This window comes from Paenarthrobacter sp. OM7, assembly GCF_029873575.1.
In the GTDB taxonomy this organism is placed as follows: Bacteria; Actinomycetota; Actinomycetes; order Actinomycetales; family Micrococcaceae; genus Arthrobacter.
Genome location: NZ_CP123579.1, coordinates 2,856,470 through 2,872,669 on the forward strand (window position 1 = coordinate 2,856,470; position 16,200 = coordinate 2,872,669).

17 protein-coding genes are annotated in these 16,200 nt (G+C 60.5%); 3 read left to right on the top strand and 14 right to left on the bottom strand.

Annotation, left to right across the window (positions count from 1 at the left end; all coding sequences use genetic code 11):
* The first annotated feature begins 50 nt into the window (after positions 1–50).
* The 3 genes from nucS to QEH68_RS13200 all read left to right on the top strand — a co-directional run bounded on the left by nucS (position 51) and on the right by QEH68_RS13200 (position 2,504).
* Positions 51–746 carry an endonuclease NucS gene (gene nucS / locus QEH68_RS13190; RefSeq protein ID WP_280623080.1) on the top strand — a complete coding sequence of 232 codons (696 nt, stop codon included), beginning with the start codon at positions 51–53 and terminating at the stop codon, positions 744–746.
* Positions 747–790: 44 nt separating this feature from the next.
* The gene (nagA, locus tag QEH68_RS13195; protein ID WP_207593898.1) at positions 791–2,044 is read left to right on the top strand and encodes an N-acetylglucosamine-6-phosphate deacetylase; all 1,254 of its coding nucleotides are present in this window, start codon (positions 791–793) and stop codon (positions 2,042–2,044) included.
* A 256-nt stretch (positions 2,045–2,300) separates the two neighbouring features.
* A complete protein-coding gene (locus QEH68_RS13200) occupies positions 2,301–2,504 on the top strand; it encodes a cold-shock protein (RefSeq protein WP_018776337.1) in 204 nt (67 codons plus the stop codon).
* Positions 2,505–2,670: 166 nt separating this feature from the next.
* Here the strand turns inward: QEH68_RS13200 and QEH68_RS13205 are convergent, their stop codons facing one another.
* From QEH68_RS13205 to QEH68_RS13270, 14 genes are all read right to left on the bottom strand, one after another.
* A complete protein-coding gene (locus tag QEH68_RS13205; protein WP_280628013.1) occupies positions 2,671–5,187 on the bottom strand; it encodes a DUF2156 domain-containing protein in 2,517 nt (838 codons plus the stop codon).
* Positions 5,169–6,470, bottom strand: a complete 1,302-nt coding sequence (locus QEH68_RS13210) for an alpha/beta hydrolase-fold protein (protein WP_280623081.1) — start codon at positions 6,468–6,470, stop codon at positions 5,169–5,171. The genes QEH68_RS13205 and QEH68_RS13210 overlap by 19 nt, the downstream gene beginning before the upstream one ends.
* Before the next feature lie 5 nt (positions 6,471–6,475).
* Positions 6,476–6,907 (bottom strand): DUF2550 domain-containing protein, encoded by a 432-nt coding sequence (locus QEH68_RS13215; protein ID WP_207593900.1) that lies wholly within the window; start codon positions 6,905–6,907, stop codon positions 6,476–6,478.
* A gap of 10 nt (positions 6,908–6,917) precedes the next feature.
* Positions 6,918–7,202 carry a F0F1 ATP synthase subunit epsilon gene (locus QEH68_RS13220; protein ID WP_026540143.1) on the bottom strand — a complete coding sequence of 95 codons (285 nt, stop codon included), beginning with the start codon at positions 7,200–7,202 and terminating at the stop codon, positions 6,918–6,920.
* Between the two features lies 1 nt (position 7,203).
* Positions 7,204–8,655, bottom strand: coding sequence for a F0F1 ATP synthase subunit beta (gene atpD / locus QEH68_RS13225; protein WP_089595532.1), 1,452 nt, complete (start codon positions 8,653–8,655; stop codon positions 7,204–7,206).
* Positions 8,656–8,739: 84 nt separating this feature from the next.
* Positions 8,740–9,630, bottom strand: coding sequence for a F0F1 ATP synthase subunit gamma (locus tag QEH68_RS13230; protein ID WP_207593901.1), 891 nt, complete (start codon positions 9,628–9,630; stop codon positions 8,740–8,742).
* A gap of 76 nt (positions 9,631–9,706) precedes the next feature.
* A complete protein-coding gene (gene atpA, locus QEH68_RS13235; protein ID WP_207597589.1) occupies positions 9,707–11,344 on the bottom strand; it encodes a F0F1 ATP synthase subunit alpha in 1,638 nt (545 codons plus the stop codon).
* A gap of 85 nt (positions 11,345–11,429) precedes the next feature.
* On the bottom strand, positions 11,430–12,257 hold the full coding sequence (locus tag QEH68_RS13240; protein WP_280623082.1) for a F0F1 ATP synthase subunit delta: 828 nt from the start codon (positions 12,255–12,257) through the stop codon (positions 11,430–11,432).
* A complete protein-coding gene (locus QEH68_RS13245) occupies positions 12,257–12,808 on the bottom strand; it encodes a F0F1 ATP synthase subunit B (protein WP_280623083.1) in 552 nt (183 codons plus the stop codon). The genes QEH68_RS13240 and QEH68_RS13245 overlap by 1 nt, the downstream gene beginning before the upstream one ends.
* A 56-nt stretch (positions 12,809–12,864) precedes the next feature.
* Complete coding sequence (gene atpE, locus QEH68_RS13250) at positions 12,865–13,068, bottom strand: ATP synthase F0 subunit C (protein ID WP_009356484.1); 204 nt, start codon at positions 13,066–13,068, stop codon at positions 12,865–12,867.
* 77 nt (positions 13,069–13,145) lie between these two features.
* A complete protein-coding gene (gene atpB, locus QEH68_RS13255; RefSeq protein WP_017199729.1) occupies positions 13,146–13,946 on the bottom strand; it encodes a F0F1 ATP synthase subunit A in 801 nt (266 codons plus the stop codon).
* A gap of 81 nt (positions 13,947–14,027) precedes the next feature.
* Positions 14,028–14,363 carry a hypothetical protein gene (locus QEH68_RS13260; protein ID WP_207593903.1) on the bottom strand — a complete coding sequence of 112 codons (336 nt, stop codon included), beginning with the start codon at positions 14,361–14,363 and terminating at the stop codon, positions 14,028–14,030.
* A complete protein-coding gene (locus QEH68_RS13265; RefSeq protein ID WP_280623084.1) occupies positions 14,350–14,844 on the bottom strand; it encodes a hypothetical protein in 495 nt (164 codons plus the stop codon). The genes QEH68_RS13260 and QEH68_RS13265 overlap by 14 nt, the downstream gene beginning before the upstream one ends.
* 119 nt (positions 14,845–14,963) lie before the next feature.
* The gene (locus QEH68_RS13270; RefSeq protein ID WP_089595539.1) at positions 14,964–16,076 is read right to left on the bottom strand and encodes an MraY family glycosyltransferase; all 1,113 of its coding nucleotides are present in this window, start codon (positions 16,074–16,076) and stop codon (positions 14,964–14,966) included.
* Positions 16,077–16,200 lie beyond the last annotated feature (124 nt).

The window sequence follows — 16,200 nt, forward strand, 5'->3', positions numbered from 1 at the left end:
TTCTGCCCCAGCCACACTGTTGCAGATGCTGAGACGGTAATGTGGGGCGGGTGCGACTCGTCATAGCCCGTTGTTCTGTTGATTACGTTGGCCGCCTCAAGGCCCACCTCCCCCTCGCCACCCGGCTTCTGCTGGTCAAGGCCGACGGCTCGGTATTGGTGCACTCGGACGGCGGCTCCTACAAGCCGCTGAACTGGATGAGCCCGCCAGCCACACTCCGGGTGACCACGCCGGAGGAGACGGACGTGGAGGAAGGCGTAGTGGAACAGTGGACTGTCCAGTCTGCCAAGACCGATGACCGCCTGATCATCAACATCTACGAGCAACTGCATGACACCTCGCACGAGCTCGGTACCGACCCCGGCCTGATCAAGGATGGGGTGGAAGCGGATCTTCAGCGGCTCCTTGCGGAGCAGATCGAGACCCTCGGGACCGGCTTCTCCCTGATCCGACGCGAATACTTCACCGCAATCGGTCCGGTAGACATCCTGGCCCGGGATGCCGACGGCGCTACAGTGGCCGTTGAACTCAAACGCCGCGGCGACATTGACGGCGTCGAACAGCTGACACGGTACCTTGAGCTGCTCAACCGCGATCCCCTCCTGGCACCAGTGCGCGGCATCTTCGCCGCGCAACAGATCAAGCCCCAGGCAAAGGTCCTGGCCAACGATCGCGGGATCGCCTGCGTGACGCTGGATTATGACGCCATGCGGGGCGTGGATGACAGCGAGTCCCGGCTCTTCTAGCACTTCCCCGGGCTCATGTGCCGCAGGCCACTAGAATCGACATCATGACTGCCGCAGATCGTTTGTCCACTTCTTCCGCGCCAAGCCACCAGATCATCAAAGGCACGATTGTCAGTGACGGCGAGGTGGTGGAGGACGGCCTTGTTGCCATCGAAGGCGACAGAATCGCCTACGCCGGAGCTGCGGGTGGCTTTGATCCGGAATCATTTGAAGGTTTCCAGAGCGCTGTCCGTTTGGGAGTCCCCAGCGGCAGCTACCTGATTCCCGGACTGGTGGATGTTCACTGCCACGGTGGCAATGGCGGCGACTTCCCTGGCGGTGAAGAGGCATCGGCGCGCAAAGCCGTCGACTTCCTGCACCGTTCGGGAACAACAACGTTCCTGGCCAGCATGGTGACCGCTCCCCCGGAGGACCTCCTCCGTGGCATCCAGCTGTATGTAAAGCTCGCGGATGAAGGCCTCGTAGCCGGAATCCACCTTGAAGGCCCGTTCCTGTCCCATGCCCGCTGCGGAGCCCAGAACCCGGACTACTTGCTGGAACCGGACCTGGACCTCATGGAGGAGCTCGTTGGCGCTGCCGCCGGCAAGCTGGCCACCATGACCTATGCCCCCGAGCTTCCGGGCGCAGCCGCGCTGGTGGACCTGATGACCTCCCACGGCGTCACTCCTTCGCTGGGCCACACCGATTGCGATGACGCCACGGCAACGGCGTCACTGGCCGCCGCCCGTGAAGGGCTGGAATCAGCAGGGTTCGACGGCGTCAGCTCACTTCCCACCGTGACCCACCTTTTTAATGGGATGCCTCCACTGCACCACCGCGCGCCGGGTCCCGTTGCTGCCTGCCTGCGGATGGCGCAGGAAGGAAAGGCTGTGGTGGAGCTCATCGCCGACGGCACACATCTGGATCCCAGCACGGTAGCCACGGTCTTCCAACTTGTAGGAGCTGCCAATATTGTCCTGGTGACGGACTCCATGGCCGCCGCAGGGCTTTCGGACGGCAGCTACATGCTGGGCCCCTCCCCTGTGACCGTCAGTGATGGTGTCGCCACGCTCGATGCCACGGGGTCAATCGCAGGCGGCACCGCCACCCTCCTGGAGGTTGTCCGCAAAACCGTAGCTGCCGGCGTCGATCTTCCCGACGCCATTTGTTCCGCGACGGCGGTACCTGCGGCTGTCCTTGGACTTTCCGACGAAATAGGCGGACTGCGCCGTGGCCTGCGTGCCGACATCGTTGTTACTAACGAAGATCTTGAACTCACTGGCGTGATGCGAAACGGCCAGTGGCTGTCACAGCGCTAATTGAATGAGCCGCGTTACCTTCTTTTTACCGAAAATTTTCCAGAATTGCCCAAAAGACCGTTGACCTCCGGCAGGGCACATGAAAGTGTTGTAGCAGTCTTTGTGTAGGTGGTTTTCATGCTCGCAAGACGAGTTGCGAGCGTGAAGCTCCTGCGAATCCAACCGGCATCCCCGGACGGAATCCAAGATCTTCTCGCGGAGTAACAAAGCCGGTACGAGGTGTATCGGACTGAAGTTCCATAATGAGGAGAAATACATGGCACTGGGAACCGTCAAGTGGTTCAACGCTGAAAAGGGCTTCGGCTTTATCACCCCGGATGACTCGGATGGGGACGTTTTTGTTCACTACTCCGAGATCCAGACCGGTGGCTTCAAGACCCTCGATGAGAACCAGCGCGTTCAGTTCGAGATCGGTCAGGGCGCCAAGGGCCCCCAGGCAACCGGCGTTACCGTCGTCTAGCCTTACCTGCTGAATTCTGCTGGTTGCAGATTCAACAAACACATTGACCCCGGCTTTCGCGTCGGGGTCAATGTGTTTAAGGGGCCAATAATGTCTGATATTTCGACAACATCAGTTACTAACCATGAAGAAAGACGAACTGGCCCCGGTGAATGGGGTTGACTATTCAAGCAACGAGGGTCCGGAGCAGCCGGGCTGAATGCCGTACCGACAATCCGGGCAGATAGGCGCGGCTTAGTGCCCGCCCCATTGCCGGAAGGTGCAACGGGTCTTGGTAATACATGTACAACGTTCGGTACTCGGGCTGGAACCTCGACTTAAAAGAAGCCAATGACCTGAATCCATAAACCGGTTCCAGTGCCTGCCCGACGGCATCCAGAATTCCCGCCAGGCCCTCAGCCTGCTGTTCGATCTCGCCCTTCTCCCTGGCCAAGGGAGAACCTGACAATGAGATGACCTCTACGGAGCCACGCAGGTGCAGGATGGCCGAGGCAATCAGGAATTCCATGACTCCCGGGAAGGTGTCCCCGCGTCGCCTCATGAAGTCCAACGTCCAACTGACAACCTGGCCCTCCTCGTAGACCGGAAGCCAACTGGTGACCCCGTAGACGAACCCCGCCTCATCAACGGCAACGCAGCACAGCACGTCGTCGTCCTCCAACTCGTCCAAGCCGCCCAGAGTGAAGCCCATCTCAGGAATTTTCTTCTGGGCCGCCCACTCCTCCGAGACCTCAGTGACTTGGGCGCGCACGGCGTGCGATAGCTCCGAGTAGCGGCCCCAGCTGGCTGTTATCCCCAGTTTTTTGGCACGGTTCAGCGATGTCCTGACGTTCTGCCACTCCTTACCCCGGAATTCCAGGTCCCTGATCCGCAGGCGGGTTTCCTGGGCAACAGCCACCCGACGGAAACCCCGCGCTTGAAGCATGGGCCACAGCTCATCCGTGCAGGAGTAGAAGCACGGTATCAACGCCTGCTGGGTGCAGAACTCGAGGAAGCCCCTGGCCGTTTCCAGACGGTATCGGGCAGACCCAAACGGGCCAGCCAACGTCAAGGCCACGTGACCATGGTGTTGGTAGGCCACTCCCCCAGTGCCGTCAACGTTGAACCAATACTTGTTGGGTTCCCAGAGCGCCATCCAAGACAACGAGTCACCCCCGGATTTGACCAGGGTGCGGGCTCTCTGGCGGGCCTGGTGGTCGAGTCCGCCGGAATGGTGTCCACGGATGAGCAGGATCCATACGCCCACCAACGCCACCAACCAGAACACCGTTCCGGAATACGAGAAGAGGAACACCTCCACGACATCACGTTCGGCGAAGACCTTCCGGTAAACGCCCGGCAGTGGAACGGGAAGATACTGCCTGGCCAATTCTGCAGCCAACCCCAGCAAGCCGCCGTCGCGGTCCATGCCGCCGGACGCAAACCACACCGCGGTGTAAGCGAGGCTAAGGCCCGCCCCGGTCAGGCCTACCAACCAGAAGATTCTGCGCCGGAGTCGATCCGACGACACCACCCGGAAGTGGCCACGGTAGACAAAAAGCAGCACAGCCAGCACCAGCGGCACCAAGACGAGCGGTATCAGGTGCACCACTGCCGAGTTCAGCATGGGGATGTGGGGACGCCCCTGCAGCCTGGGCATGCCGGCAAAGAGGCTAAGGTAAATCGTTGACAACGCCACCACTACCAGTTGGACCCCGATCGCGATCCCCAAGGCCAGCCGGCGTCCACGTCTCATGCCATCGGCACAAATGAGCAGCAGGACAACGGGTACCACTGCCAGCGCCAAACCGAACGGGCCCGTGTAGCCTTGGCGCCCCACCTCCAAACAGGCAACATCAATGGTTCCCCCGCAGTTGCTTTCCAACTGGCTGAGAGTGGGCAAAGGATTCAGGATGACGTCCCGCAGCAATGCGAGGGGACCGGACGGACTCTTCGCTGCAGCAGTAACGATGGGACCCACCGCGAAGATTGCCATCGTCAAGGACAGAAGGTTCCGTACTTCCCTGCCCGTCGAGCGGTGCAGATGGAGATGTCCCTGGCTGCTTTGCATCCACCACCCTGCGGCCAATCCGATCAGGGCCCCCAGGAAACCCACCACCGTCTCAGCGTGCCCAACGTAGAGAACCAGGAGCAAGGAAACCGAAAGGGCCACCGTGCGCAGGCGCCGTTGCCACAGCGTAGGGAGCAGGGCGCTGGCTGCCAACGCAGTAGCCATCGCTGCCCCGTAGGGCCCAATCAGCCGGCTATCCACCATTCGCGACAGCCAGCCGTCATCTGAGTACTGCGCCACTTGGGTGACCAGGAGGAATGCCGACACGCACGCGAACTGGGCGCCCAAGAAGACACAAGCAGTCTTGAGTGACCCCAGGTGCCGCTCGGCAAGGCCCAGAAGGAACACGATCATCAGGATCGCTGTGGCATAAGCCAAGGGATTGGTGGTGAAGAACAGCGACGTCCAAATGGACCACCATTCTCCAGACCGCAGACCATCAAGTGACACGCCGGCGAAAGCAAGCCACGGCTCCGGCGGACCGGACAGGAAACTGTCCGAAACCACGGACAACAACACAAACAAGCCCAGTACCAGCAGGGTGAACGGCGTGGCCCGCACGTGCCTGCCCGCCTGCAGCACGGCCGGCTTGATCACACCCTTGAGGGCACGGCTCACCGGGACAGCTCCCAGCGGTCGGCAAGGAAACCCAAGGCTCCGGGCATTCCCCGGACAACAGCGTCCCAAGAGTGTCCTGCGTGCTGGATGGTATGTTCTTCTGCTGCGAAGCCTGCGCGCCGGGCAGCGTCAGCGAGCTCATGCATGTAGTCGATGAATTCGTGGTCAGTTTCGCCGGCCGTGAAGTAGGCAGCGCTTCCCGCATAAGTGCGTTGCTGCATCAAGGCCAAAGGCGTCCTCGACTCGAAAGCCGCTGTGTCGCCGTCGAACGAGTCCTGAATGGTCTTGTTTCGATCCTTGGCCAACGCAGGTTCCCGTTCCGCCGCGAACGCCAGCACGGTGGGGAAGAGCTCCGGGTGGGCTGTGCCCATCTGCATGGCACATGTACCCCCAAACGAGAAACCGCCCACGGCCCACAGCCGGGGGTCATCCGAGACGTCCAGCGTGGAGGTGATCCAGGCCGGAACATCCCTGGAGAGATATGTGTCCGCAGGGGCAATCATGCTGTCCATGCACATGGTGTTGGCGCCGCTTGAGCCGTTCGGATCCACCACCACCGTCACCGGAGCCACTCCGTGGTGGGCTTCGGCGAAGCGGTCGAGTTGGGAGCGGAGCTGGCCGCCCGTCAACCAGTCGGCCGGGCCACCGGGCTGTCCTGAGAAGAGCACCAGCACAGGCAGTTTGGGGCGGGGTTCGGTTTGATATGCGGGGGGAAGATAAATGTACGCTTCCCGTGCAGTGAAACCGGAAGTGGTGCCGGGGATGTCGGCCTTGCGCAGAATTCCGTGCGCCGGCATGGCCGCGGGGGCTTTCCACTCCGGGAGGGCGGGGCCGGGCTTACTACTGTCCGGACTCCGTTGAAGGCCGGCCTCCAGCGGCTGAATGCGGGCCACTGCAGTACCCAGCAAATCTCCTACCGAGTTGTTGAGCCCGAAGTAGAGATTCACTTGGACAGCACTCAGAAGGACGACTCCCAGCATCGCCAGGACGCTGAGGGAGCGGCCTTTACCGGAGTTGCGTGGAAGGCGGGCCGCGCAGAGAAGGACAGCTGCAACCGCCGGCACAGACCATGCCAGCGTCTCAAAGGGCAGGTTCTCTGAAAAAGTGGCCATGAGATCCACCAGGATCCAGTGGATCAACGCCACGATGCCGGCAGAAACGGCGAGAGAGCCCACAACGACCAGGGGCCAGGAACGTCGTCGTCGCCAGAGCAGGTACATTCCACCGGCAGCACCGCAAGCAATGCTGAACCAGAGGAACGGACCACCAACCAGGCTGACGTCGGAAAGAAAATCCATAACGCCTAGCGCCAGGTACCGACGCCGATGACCGGACCGGCCTCCAACCAGGAGGACAACCCTGCGTAAGCGTCGAAATTCATGGCGAGCATGAACTTTTGGCCTTCGTACTGCAATTCAACAACCACAACGCCGGGCTGCACCCTGACGAGTTCATCTTCCGTGGGTTGGCGGCGGCCCAGCAGTTCGAGCGAACTGCGCGTAAATCTGTGCTTGGGGATCACGCTCAAGGACATCAAGCGGAACCACTCCAGCTCATTGTCCTGATAACGACAAACCCCCATCTGCCAGCTGTTTCCAGCCGTGCAAATGGAGGCGTCTACCGTGCCCAGGGCACGCCGCAGGTTGAAGCGGCGCACCCCGAACAGGCACAGTGAAATGATCAGCAACGTAAACGCTGTTGCCAGGGCGATGAACGGAATAAGGGAATCGTCCATCAAGGTCGTGCTATCGGATCCCCGCTGTAGCCGCTTCGCCCAATTTGGCGTTGTCAGCAACAATGACCACGCGATCGTTGTCAACGGAGAAGAATCCGCCGTCGACCACTACCGCAATACGGTCACCGGAAACCGGCTGGATTGCCAGCTCGCCCTCAGCCAGGATGGCCAGAAGGGGCGAGTGGCCCGGCAGGATTCCGATTTCACCATCGCTGGTGCGGGCCTTCACCATCTTGGCCGCGCCGGACCACACGAAGTGGTCCGCTGCGACAATCTCAACCTCGAGCTCAGCCATACTACTTGGTCTGTTCCTGGATCTTGGCCCACTGACGCTCGACGTCATCCAGGCCACCGACGTTGAAGAACGCCTGCTCTGCAATGTGGTCCAGCTCGCCGTCGCAGATGGCCGTGAAGCCTTCCACGGTGTCCTTGATGGACACGGTGGAACCCTCGACGCCGGTGAACTGCTTGGCGGTGTAGGTGTTCTGGGAGAGGAACTGCTGGATACGACGTGCACGCGACACGACGATCTTGTCCTCTTCAGACAGTTCGTCAACACCAAGGATGGCGATGATGTCCTGAAGTTCCTTGTTCTTCTGCAGGATCTGCTTAACACGGACAGCCGTGTTGTAGTGGTCCTTGCCGATGTACTGGGGATCCAGGATGCGGGAAGTCGACGTCAGCGGGTCAACGGCCGGGTACAGACCACGGGATGCGATTTCACGGGAAAGTTCCGTGGTTGCGTCGAGGTGTGCGAAGGTCGTGGCCGGGGCCGGGTCGGTGTAGTCATCAGCCGGCACGTAGATGGCCTGCATCGACGTGATGGAGTGACCCTTGGTGGAGGTGATGCGCTCCTGGAGGAGGCCCATCTCGTCAGCAAGGTTGGGCTGGTAGCCCACAGCGGACGGCATACGGCCGAGCAGCGTGGAAACTTCCGAGCCTGCCTGGGTGAAGCGGAAGATGTTGTCGATGAAGAGCAACACGTCCTGGTTCTGGACATCGCGGAAGTACTCCGCCATGGTCAGGGCCGACAGGGCCACGCGCAGACGCGTTCCCGGCGGCTCATCCATCTGGCCGAACACAAGAGCGGTGTCCTTGAGGACGCCTGCCTCTTCCATTTCAACCCAGAGGTCGTTACCTTCACGGGTACGCTCGCCGACACCGGCGAATACGGAAGTACCACCGAAGTTGCGGGCAACACGGGTGATCATTTCCTGGATCAGAACGGTCTTGCCAACACCGGCGCCACCGAACAGGCCGATCTTTCCACCCTTGATGTACGGGGTGAGAAGGTCGATGACCTTGATACCGGTCTCGAGCATCTCCGTGGAGCCCTCGAGGGATGCGAAGGCCGGAGCCTTTCGGTGGATCGGCCAGTAGGCGTCAGCCTTGATCTCGGACTCTTCGACGTCCAACGGCTTGCCGAGAACGTTGAAGATGTGGCCCTTGACGCCGTCGCCGACGGGCACCGAGATCGGAGCGCCGGAGTCCTGCACGGTGGTGCCGCGGACAAGTCCGTCGGTTGCCTGCAGGGAGATGGCGCGGACGAGGTTGTCACCCAGGTGCTGGGAGGTCTCGAACGTGATGGTCTTCGTCTGGCCGTTGAGAGTGATCTCAGTGGTCAGAGCGTTGTAAATCGAGGGGATTGCGTCAGCCGGGAATTCGACGTCGACAACCGGACCAATAACACGGGCAATGCGGCCGGTGGCACCGGCCGTTGCTACGTGTTCGGTAGCAGTGGCAGTCATCTCTCTCACTTCACTCAGTAGATGGCGTGGGGTTAAGTTTATCTGTTTATTGCAGGTGCGGCTTGGAACCGAATCCGGTGCAGGCTAAGACGCGAGGGCGTCGGCGCCGGCAACGATTTCGGAAAGCTCCTGCGTAATCTCGGCCTGGCGGGCCGTGTTGCGAAGGCGCGTGTACTTCTTGATCAAATCCGTAGCGTTGTCACCGGCCGACTTCATGGCACGCTGGCGGGCTGCGAGCTCGGAAGCAGCGGCCTGCAGCATGGCTGCGAAGATGCGGGACTCGATGTAACGCGGAAGCAGTGCGTCAAGCACCTGCTCTGTTTCCGGTTCAAACTCGTACAACGGCAACAGCTCGGATTCCGAGGTTGCTTCCTCTTCGACGACCTCCAGCGGAAGCAAACGGATAACCGTAGGCTCCTGCGTCACCATCGACTTGAAGCGGGTGTAGACGACGTGGATCTCATCCACGCCACCCTCTTCGAAGTCAGTGGAGAAGTCTTCGAGAAGTGCAGCTCCGACTTCCTGTGCTGTTTCGAATTCCGGCGCGTCCGTGCCACCGGTCCATACGCGGGCGTATGCCCGGTTGCGGAAATCGAAGTACGCCTGCGCCTTGCGGCCAACCAGGTACGCCTTGACTTCCTTGCCTTCTGCATGAAGAAGCTCGGTGAGACCTTCAGCCTGCTTGAGCACGCTCGCGGAGTACGATCCTGCAAGGCCACGGTCCGATGTAATGATCAGGACTGCGGCACGGCGGATCTGCTCCGGCTCGGTGGTCAGCGGGTGGTCGATTTCGCTCTGAGTTGCGACAGCAGAAACGGCGCGGGTAATCGCGTTCGCGTAGGGCAGTGAAGCTGCTACGCGGGCGCGGGCCTTACCGATGCGCGAGGTAGCGATCAGTTCCATCGCCTTGAAGATCTTGCGCATCGACGTCGTCGAGCTGATCTTCTGACGGTAGACCCGAATCTGGGCTCCCATACTTATCCTTTCCTAAGTTCCCGATGTGCTGCCCTGCCGGGGCCCTTGCGGACCCCGGCAGGGCAGGTGATCGGAACTAGCGCTTCTGCTTGACGATCTTTTCCTGGTCGACGTCGCCGCCGGAGATCGCTGCGTGCTCTTCGTGGCCGGCGCCAACCAGGTGGTTGTCGCCTTCTCCGAAGAAGCCCTTCTTGAAGGAAACGATCGCTTCCTCCAAGGCTGCAGCGGTGTCGTCATCCAGGACGTTGGTCTGCGCCAGCGTGGTCAGGATGGAGGACTTGTGCGTGAGGTGCTCCAGGAACTCGGACTCGAAGCGGCTGATGTCCTCAACCGGAACGTCGTCCAGGTGACCCTTGGTGCCGGCCCAGATGGAAACAACCTGGTTCTCAACCGGGAACGGTGAGTACTGGCCCTGCTTCAGCAGTTCCATCAGGCGTGCACCACGGGTCAGCTGCTGACGGGATGCAGCATCCAGGTCCGAGGCGAACATGGCGAATGCCTGCATGTCGCGGTACTGGGCCAGGTCCAGCTTCAAGGTACCGGAGACCTTCTTCATGGACTTGACCTGTGCAGCGCCACCAACGCGGGAGACGGACACACCGACGTCAACAGCGGGGCGCTGGTTGGCGTTGAAGAGATCCGACTGGAGGAAGATCTGGCCATCAGTGATGGAGATCACGTTGGTCGGGATGTACGCGGAGACGTCGTTTGCCTTGGTCTCGACGATCGGAAGACCGGTCATCGAACCTGCACCGAGCTCGTCGGAGAGCTTGGCACAACGCTCCAGCAGGCGGGAGTGCAAGTAGAACACGTCACCCGGGTATGCTTCGCGTCCCGGCGGACGGCGCAGCAGAAGGGACACGGCGCGGTAGGCTTCAGCCTGCTTGGACAGGTCATCGAAGATCACCAGAACGTGCTTGCCGCCGTACATCCAGTGCTGGCCGATGGCCGAACCTGCATACGGTGCCAGGTACTTGAAGCCAGCGGGGTCAGATGCCGGGGAGGCCACGATGGTGGTGTACTCCAGTGCGCCGTGGTCCTCAAGGGTCTGGCGGACGGCTGCGATGGTGGAAGCCTTCTGGCCAACACCAACGTACACGCAGCGAACCTGCTTGGTGACATCTCCCGAAGCCCAGTTGGCCTTCTGGTTGATGATGGTGTCCACGGCGATGGCGGTCTTGCCGGTCTGGCGGTCACCAATGATCAGCTGACGCTGGCCGCGGCCGATCGGGATCATGGCGTCGATAGCCTTGAGGCCGGTCTGCATCGGTTCGTGAACCGACTTGCGTTCGGTAACGCCCGGAGCCTGGAGTTCCAGTGCGCGGGTGCCTTCGGCCTTGATTTCGCCAAGGTCATCAATCGGCTGGCCCAGCGGGTCGACAACGCGACCCAGGAAGGCGTCGCCAACCGGAACGGACAGGATCTCACCGGTGCGGTGAACTTCCTGGCCTTCTTCAATACCGGTGAAGTCACCGAGGATAATGACACCGATCTCGCGGACGTCAAGGTTCTGGGCCAGGCCCAGCGTGCCATCTTCGAAGCGAAGCAGCTCGTTCGCCATGACCGAGGGAAGACCCTCAACACGGGCGATGCCGTCACTTGCGGTGGTCACACGACCAACCTCTACGCGCTCTGCGTTACCGGGTTCGTAGGACGCCGCGAACTCGTTCAACGCATTACGGACGTCGTCGGCGTTGATGGTCAATTCGGCCATCTGCAGTCCCTGCTCTCCTGTTTTCGTGATCATCGTTGCTCACGATGACCGGGTTTTATATCAGTTAAGTTGTGCTTTGTCTTCGCTAGCCAGCAAGCTGACGGCGGAGTTCGCTGAGGCGGGCAACTACCGAAGCGTCGAGCACTTCGTCACCCACCTGGACACGGATTCCACCGATCAGTGCGGGGTCAACATTGACGTTGACCTTCAGTTCGCGGCCGTACAGGGCATCCAGCCCGGCCTGCAGACGGCTGGCCTGCGTTTCCGTCAACGGACGGGTAACGCTGACAGTTGCAATCCAGCGCTGCTGGCGCTTGGCGGCAAGCTTTGCGAAAGAATCGACGAGCTTGCTCGGCTTGACGCCGCGCGGCTGCGTCACTGCCTGGCTGATGAGAACCTTGGCTTCCTCGCTGCTGCCAGGAACAAGCTTCTCGGCCAGTGCAATCTTTGCCGCGGGCGACGCCTGCGGCTCAGACAGAGCACGTTGTACTTCGTGGCTGGAGGCGACGGCCTGATTGAAAGCAAACAGATCGTTTTCCAGCTCTTCCAGCCCCGTGATACCGGAGGCAGAAACGGCCGACTTGTTTTCAGCTACGGCAATGACCACCGTGGCGGCAAGCGTCTCGAGTGCATCGCCGATATCGCGAGCCGATGCCCAGCGTGAGCTGGCCAGTCCGCCCGCAATTTCAGCAGCATCAGCGGAGACTTTTCCGCCAACCAGCTGCTTGACCAGCGCCGACTTTTCGTCTCCATTACGGGACGGGTCAGTCAGGGCGCGGCGCAAGCCAGCCGAGCTGTCCACCGTTCCCAGGATTCCGAAGAGGTCCTTAGCCAACTGCAGCGAGGCAAAGGGAAGCTTGGCTTCCAACTGCGCCAGCGCTGTGGTCAGCGATTCGCTCGATATACCTGCCATTACTTAGCTGCACCTGCGCTCTGGGTCTCCAGATCTGCAAGGAAGCGGTCCACAACGCGTGCGGCGCGCTGATCGTCAGTGAGTGACTCACCAACAATGCGGCCGGCCAGCGTGGTGGCCAGGGTGCCAACCTCGGAACGAAGCGAGACAACAGCTGCCTGGCGCTCCGATTCGATGGCAGCGTGTGCCTGCTCGGTGATCCGTGCGGACTCCGCAGCTGCTTTGGCCTTCAGGTCCGCGAGGATCTGGGCGCCTTCGGCGCGTGCTTCTTCGCGGATGCGGTTGGCCTCGGCGCGGGCGTCGGTGAGCTGCTGCTTGTACTCTTCAAGAGCTGCAGAAGCTTCCGCCTGGGCCGCTTCGGCCTTTGCAATGCCACCTTCAATTGCTTCGGCGCGCTCTGCGAAGGTCTTCTCGAACATCGGGACAATGAACTTGACCACGATGTACAGGAGGACAGCAAAGCCGACGAGGACGACACCCATTTCCCAAACATTGGGAACGAGAGGGTTGGTCTCGCCTTCAGTGGCGGCTGAGATGATCAGCTGATTCATATTTCACCCGTCCTATCTACTCGGTTGCGGAATTCGCTTGGTTCTGAAGCCGAAGACTAGAGAACGAAGGCGAAAACGAGGCCGAGGATGGCGAGAGCTTCGGTCAGTGCCAGACCAAGGAACGCGATCGGCTGCAGCACACGCTGAGCTTCCGGCTGACGAGCAACACCGTTGATGTAAGCCGCGAATACGAGACCCACACCGATACCACCGCCGATTGCGGACAGACCGTAACCTACGAGGTTGAGATTGCCTTCCATTTTTTTCCTTTCAAGATGCCACCCATGTGGCAGGTTGTTTGGTTTACTTCAATCCCCACAAGGGGAAGTTTTGGAGCCTAGTGGCTGTCGGCGTGCAGGGCGCCTTCAATGTAGATCGCGGTCAACAGCGTGAACACGTAGGCCTGCAGGGCCATGATCAGTGCTTCGAGCATGTACATGGCGATGGCGCCGACCAGTACCAGGACGGAGGTGCCCTTGAGGAGGACGTTCTCCTGCATGACCAGGTACTCGATGCCGGAGCCGGCGAGCATCACGATCAGGTGGCCGGCCAGCATGGTCGCGAACAAACGGAGGCTGTGCGTGACGGGGCGGACCAGGAAGTTGGAGATGATTTCGATCGGAACAACGATCGGCAGGATGTACCAGGGCACGCCCGAAGGAACGGTCGCGAGCTTGAAGTACTTCAGGCCGTTCTTCTTGATGCCGATGATGATCCAGGTGAAGTACACGATGCCTGCGAGGACATAGGCTCCACCAACGTGCGAGAAGCTGGGGAGCTGGATGACCGGAATGGCACCGTAGATGTTGTTCACCAGAATGAAGAAGAACAAGCTGAACAGCAGCGGGACGTATTTGATAAAGTCCTTGCCGCCGATGATGTCCTTGGCAATGCTGTTCCGGACGAAGCCGTAAGCCATCTCGCCTGCGAACTGCAGCTTGCCGGGAACCAGCTGCTGCTTACGTGCAGCGAGGATGAAGAATGTAGCGATAATGACGACCGAAAGGATCACCAGCAGCATCTGCTTGGAGAATCCGTCGTGCGCACCCCAAGGCAGGATTGCCGGCAGGTGCATTTCGTCGATTCCGGGTGGGGTGAAGGACCCCGAATCCTGGGCGGGGAGCGCAAGCGCGATCAACGCGTTTCCTCTCTGCTGTGTCCATCATTGGGCATTGGTTGGAATCCGGAAGCGTTGGACGCATCCACAATCCATGTGAAATTATTTGGCATTACTGTCCCCGTCCGTGGACGGACCGCTGTCTGCGTTGCTCTCGCCAGCAGAGGAGCTTTGCCTGGTGAGGCCGTGCATATGGGAAAGATAGAACCCTCCTGCGGCTCCCAGCAGAGCGCCAAGGAGCACAATCCAGCGGGTCCCCCACAGATTATCCAGACCCCAGCCTATCAAACTCCAGACAATGATCCCGCCAATGATGTAGCTGAAGACGGCGATGCCGGCGTTGTATCCGCCGTCGTTTCCGGCTTCTGCGGCTTCATTGGCTTTTCCACGTTGCTGGGCTGGTGCGGCCGGGCGTGAATATCGCTTACGCGGAGACATCCGGGCCACCCTTCTTCTCTTCAACAGGATCGTTGTAGATCTGGAAGCGGGCCTTGCTGAAACCGTAGATTTCCGCAGCTTGCCAGACCACCACGGTGACCACGGCCCCGATGATGAACCAGCGGTCATTCAGCCAGTCCGGCGCGCCGATCACGAACAGCACAACGGCAAATCCGACAACCTTGATGAAATATGAGGCAACAAAGAGTCCCACTGCACCGGAGGGGTTGTTCCGGCCGACGAAGTGGCCGATGAGAAGGCTGATGCTGAAAAAGAGCATGACCACGGCAGCACCGAACGCTACTGAAAGCGCTCCTTGTCCGCCATCCATGAAGGCCGCGATGATGCAGGTGACCACAACTGCGGCCACTGCTGCTGCAGCGCTAAGAGAGAGCAGCCGGAGCCAGAGATTCGATGTCTCACTGGAAACTCCAACACCACGTTTACCGGACGGGCGTCCGGTTTCGGCGTTGGATGTCATGGGGATACCAATCCTCGTGGCACAGGTGCCATATTCTCAAAGTGGGGTTACGGGCGAGTGACTGTCCGCAGAAAGAATTCTACATGAGATAGAACTGTGACGATAACCAGCCGCCACAACTACTCCCCCGGCCGCGTCGAGTTCCGGGTGAAGTAGGGCCACGCAGTCACGGCGGCCATGACGAGAGCCGCGACCACAACCACGATGAGCACAATCTGCCATGGGAAGACGGCGAAAGCGACGCCACCGAACGCCAGGATGCACGTCCAGACATAGAGCATGACGACGGCGGCACGGTGCGAGTAGCCGAGGTCCACCAGCTTATGGTGGAGGTGTCCACGGTCAGCCGACCACGGCGACTGACCCCTCGCAGTCCTGCGGACTACGGCCATCCCCAGATCCAGGAGGGGCAGGGACAGAACCGCAAAGGGCAGCAAAATTGGAACGATCGTGGGGATGCCGTTGGCACGGTCATAAAGGCCCGAGCCGATCTGTCCCGTGGCTACGACACCGGCTGACGCCATGAGCAGGCCGATGAGCATGGCCCCCGAGTCACCCATGAAGATTTTTGCCGGGAACCAGTTGTGCGGCAGGAACCCGATGCAACTACCCACGAGGATGGCCATCAGGAGTGTGGCAAGGTCTGAGTTGTCGGTGGACGGATTGTTCCTGTGGACCCAATAAGCCGTGAGGAAGAAGGCGCCGCCACCAATGATGGCCACTCCCGCTGCCAAACCGTCCAGTCCGTCAATGAAGTTGACGGCGTTCATGGTGGTGACAATGAGTCCCGCCGTAAGCACAATCTGAAGGATCTCAGACTCGAGGAATATCGGCTCCGGGATGAAGGGCACCACCGACATCCGGACGCCCCACAGTGCCACGATGAGAGCGGCAGCGCCCTGGCCCAGCAGCTTGATCCACCATCGGATGTCCAGGATGTCATCTGCCACCCCCACGGCGACGATCACCACAGCACCGGCCAGGATCCCCCAGGGCGCATCGTTGTGCCTGAAAATGTCCTTCACGAAGAATGAGTTGCTGGCAACTACCAGGGCGACGAAGAAACCCGCAAAGATGCCCAGCCCGCCGAGCTTGGAAATCAGGGCAGAGTGCATGTCGCGGCTGCGGATGGGACGGTACAGGCGCAGTTTGTTTCCGGCCACGCGGGCACCCCACGTTCCCGCGTAGGACACCACTGCAGCCGTGAGTGCCATCAGCAGATACATGATCATGATGCGGCTCCCGGGAGCAGCCCGCCCACTGTTCCGGAAATGGCAATGTACTGACGCTGCCGACGCGTCGGGTGAAAGCCGGTGGTTTCCGGGCACCTTGAGGTGTGGAATTCTGTGTGTGGAT

Coding starts and splice junctions, on each gene's coding strand:
- nagA (WP_207593898.1), top strand. CDS start 791: ATGACTGCCGCAGATCGTTTGTCCACTTCTTCCGCGCCAAGCCACCAG.
- QEH68_RS13200 (WP_018776337.1), top strand. CDS start 2,301: ATGGCACTGGGAACCGTCAAGTGGTTCAACGCTGAAAAGGGCTTCGGC.
- QEH68_RS13210 (WP_280623081.1), bottom strand. CDS start 6,470: ATGGATTTTCTTTCCGACGTCAGCCTGGTTGGTGGTCCGTTCCTCTGG.
- QEH68_RS13215 (WP_207593900.1), bottom strand. CDS start 6,907: ATGGACGATTCCCTTATTCCGTTCATCGCCCTGGCAACAGCGTTTACG.
- QEH68_RS13220 (WP_026540143.1), bottom strand. CDS start 7,202: ATGGCTGAGCTCGAGGTTGAGATTGTCGCAGCGGACCACTTCGTGTGG.
- atpD (WP_089595532.1), bottom strand. CDS start 8,655: ATGACTGCCACTGCTACCGAACACGTAGCAACGGCCGGTGCCACCGGC.
- QEH68_RS13230 (WP_207593901.1), bottom strand. CDS start 9,630: ATGGGAGCCCAGATTCGGGTCTACCGTCAGAAGATCAGCTCGACGACG.
- atpA (WP_207597589.1), bottom strand. CDS start 11,344: ATGGCCGAATTGACCATCAACGCCGACGACGTCCGTAATGCGTTGAAC.
- QEH68_RS13240 (WP_280623082.1), bottom strand. CDS start 12,257: ATGGCAGGTATATCGAGCGAATCGCTGACCACAGCGCTGGCGCAGTTG.
- QEH68_RS13245 (WP_280623083.1), bottom strand. CDS start 12,808: ATGAATCAGCTGATCATCTCAGCCGCCACTGAAGGCGAGACCAACCCT.
- atpE (WP_009356484.1), bottom strand. CDS start 13,068: ATGGAAGGCAATCTCAACCTCGTAGGTTACGGTCTGTCCGCAATCGGC.
- QEH68_RS13260 (WP_207593903.1), bottom strand. CDS start 14,363: ATGTCTCCGCGTAAGCGATATTCACGCCCGGCCGCACCAGCCCAGCAA.
- QEH68_RS13265 (WP_280623084.1), bottom strand. CDS start 14,844: ATGACATCCAACGCCGAAACCGGACGCCCGTCCGGTAAACGTGGTGTT.
- QEH68_RS13270 (WP_089595539.1), bottom strand. CDS start 16,076: ATGATCATGTATCTGCTGATGGCACTCACGGCTGCAGTGGTGTCCTAC.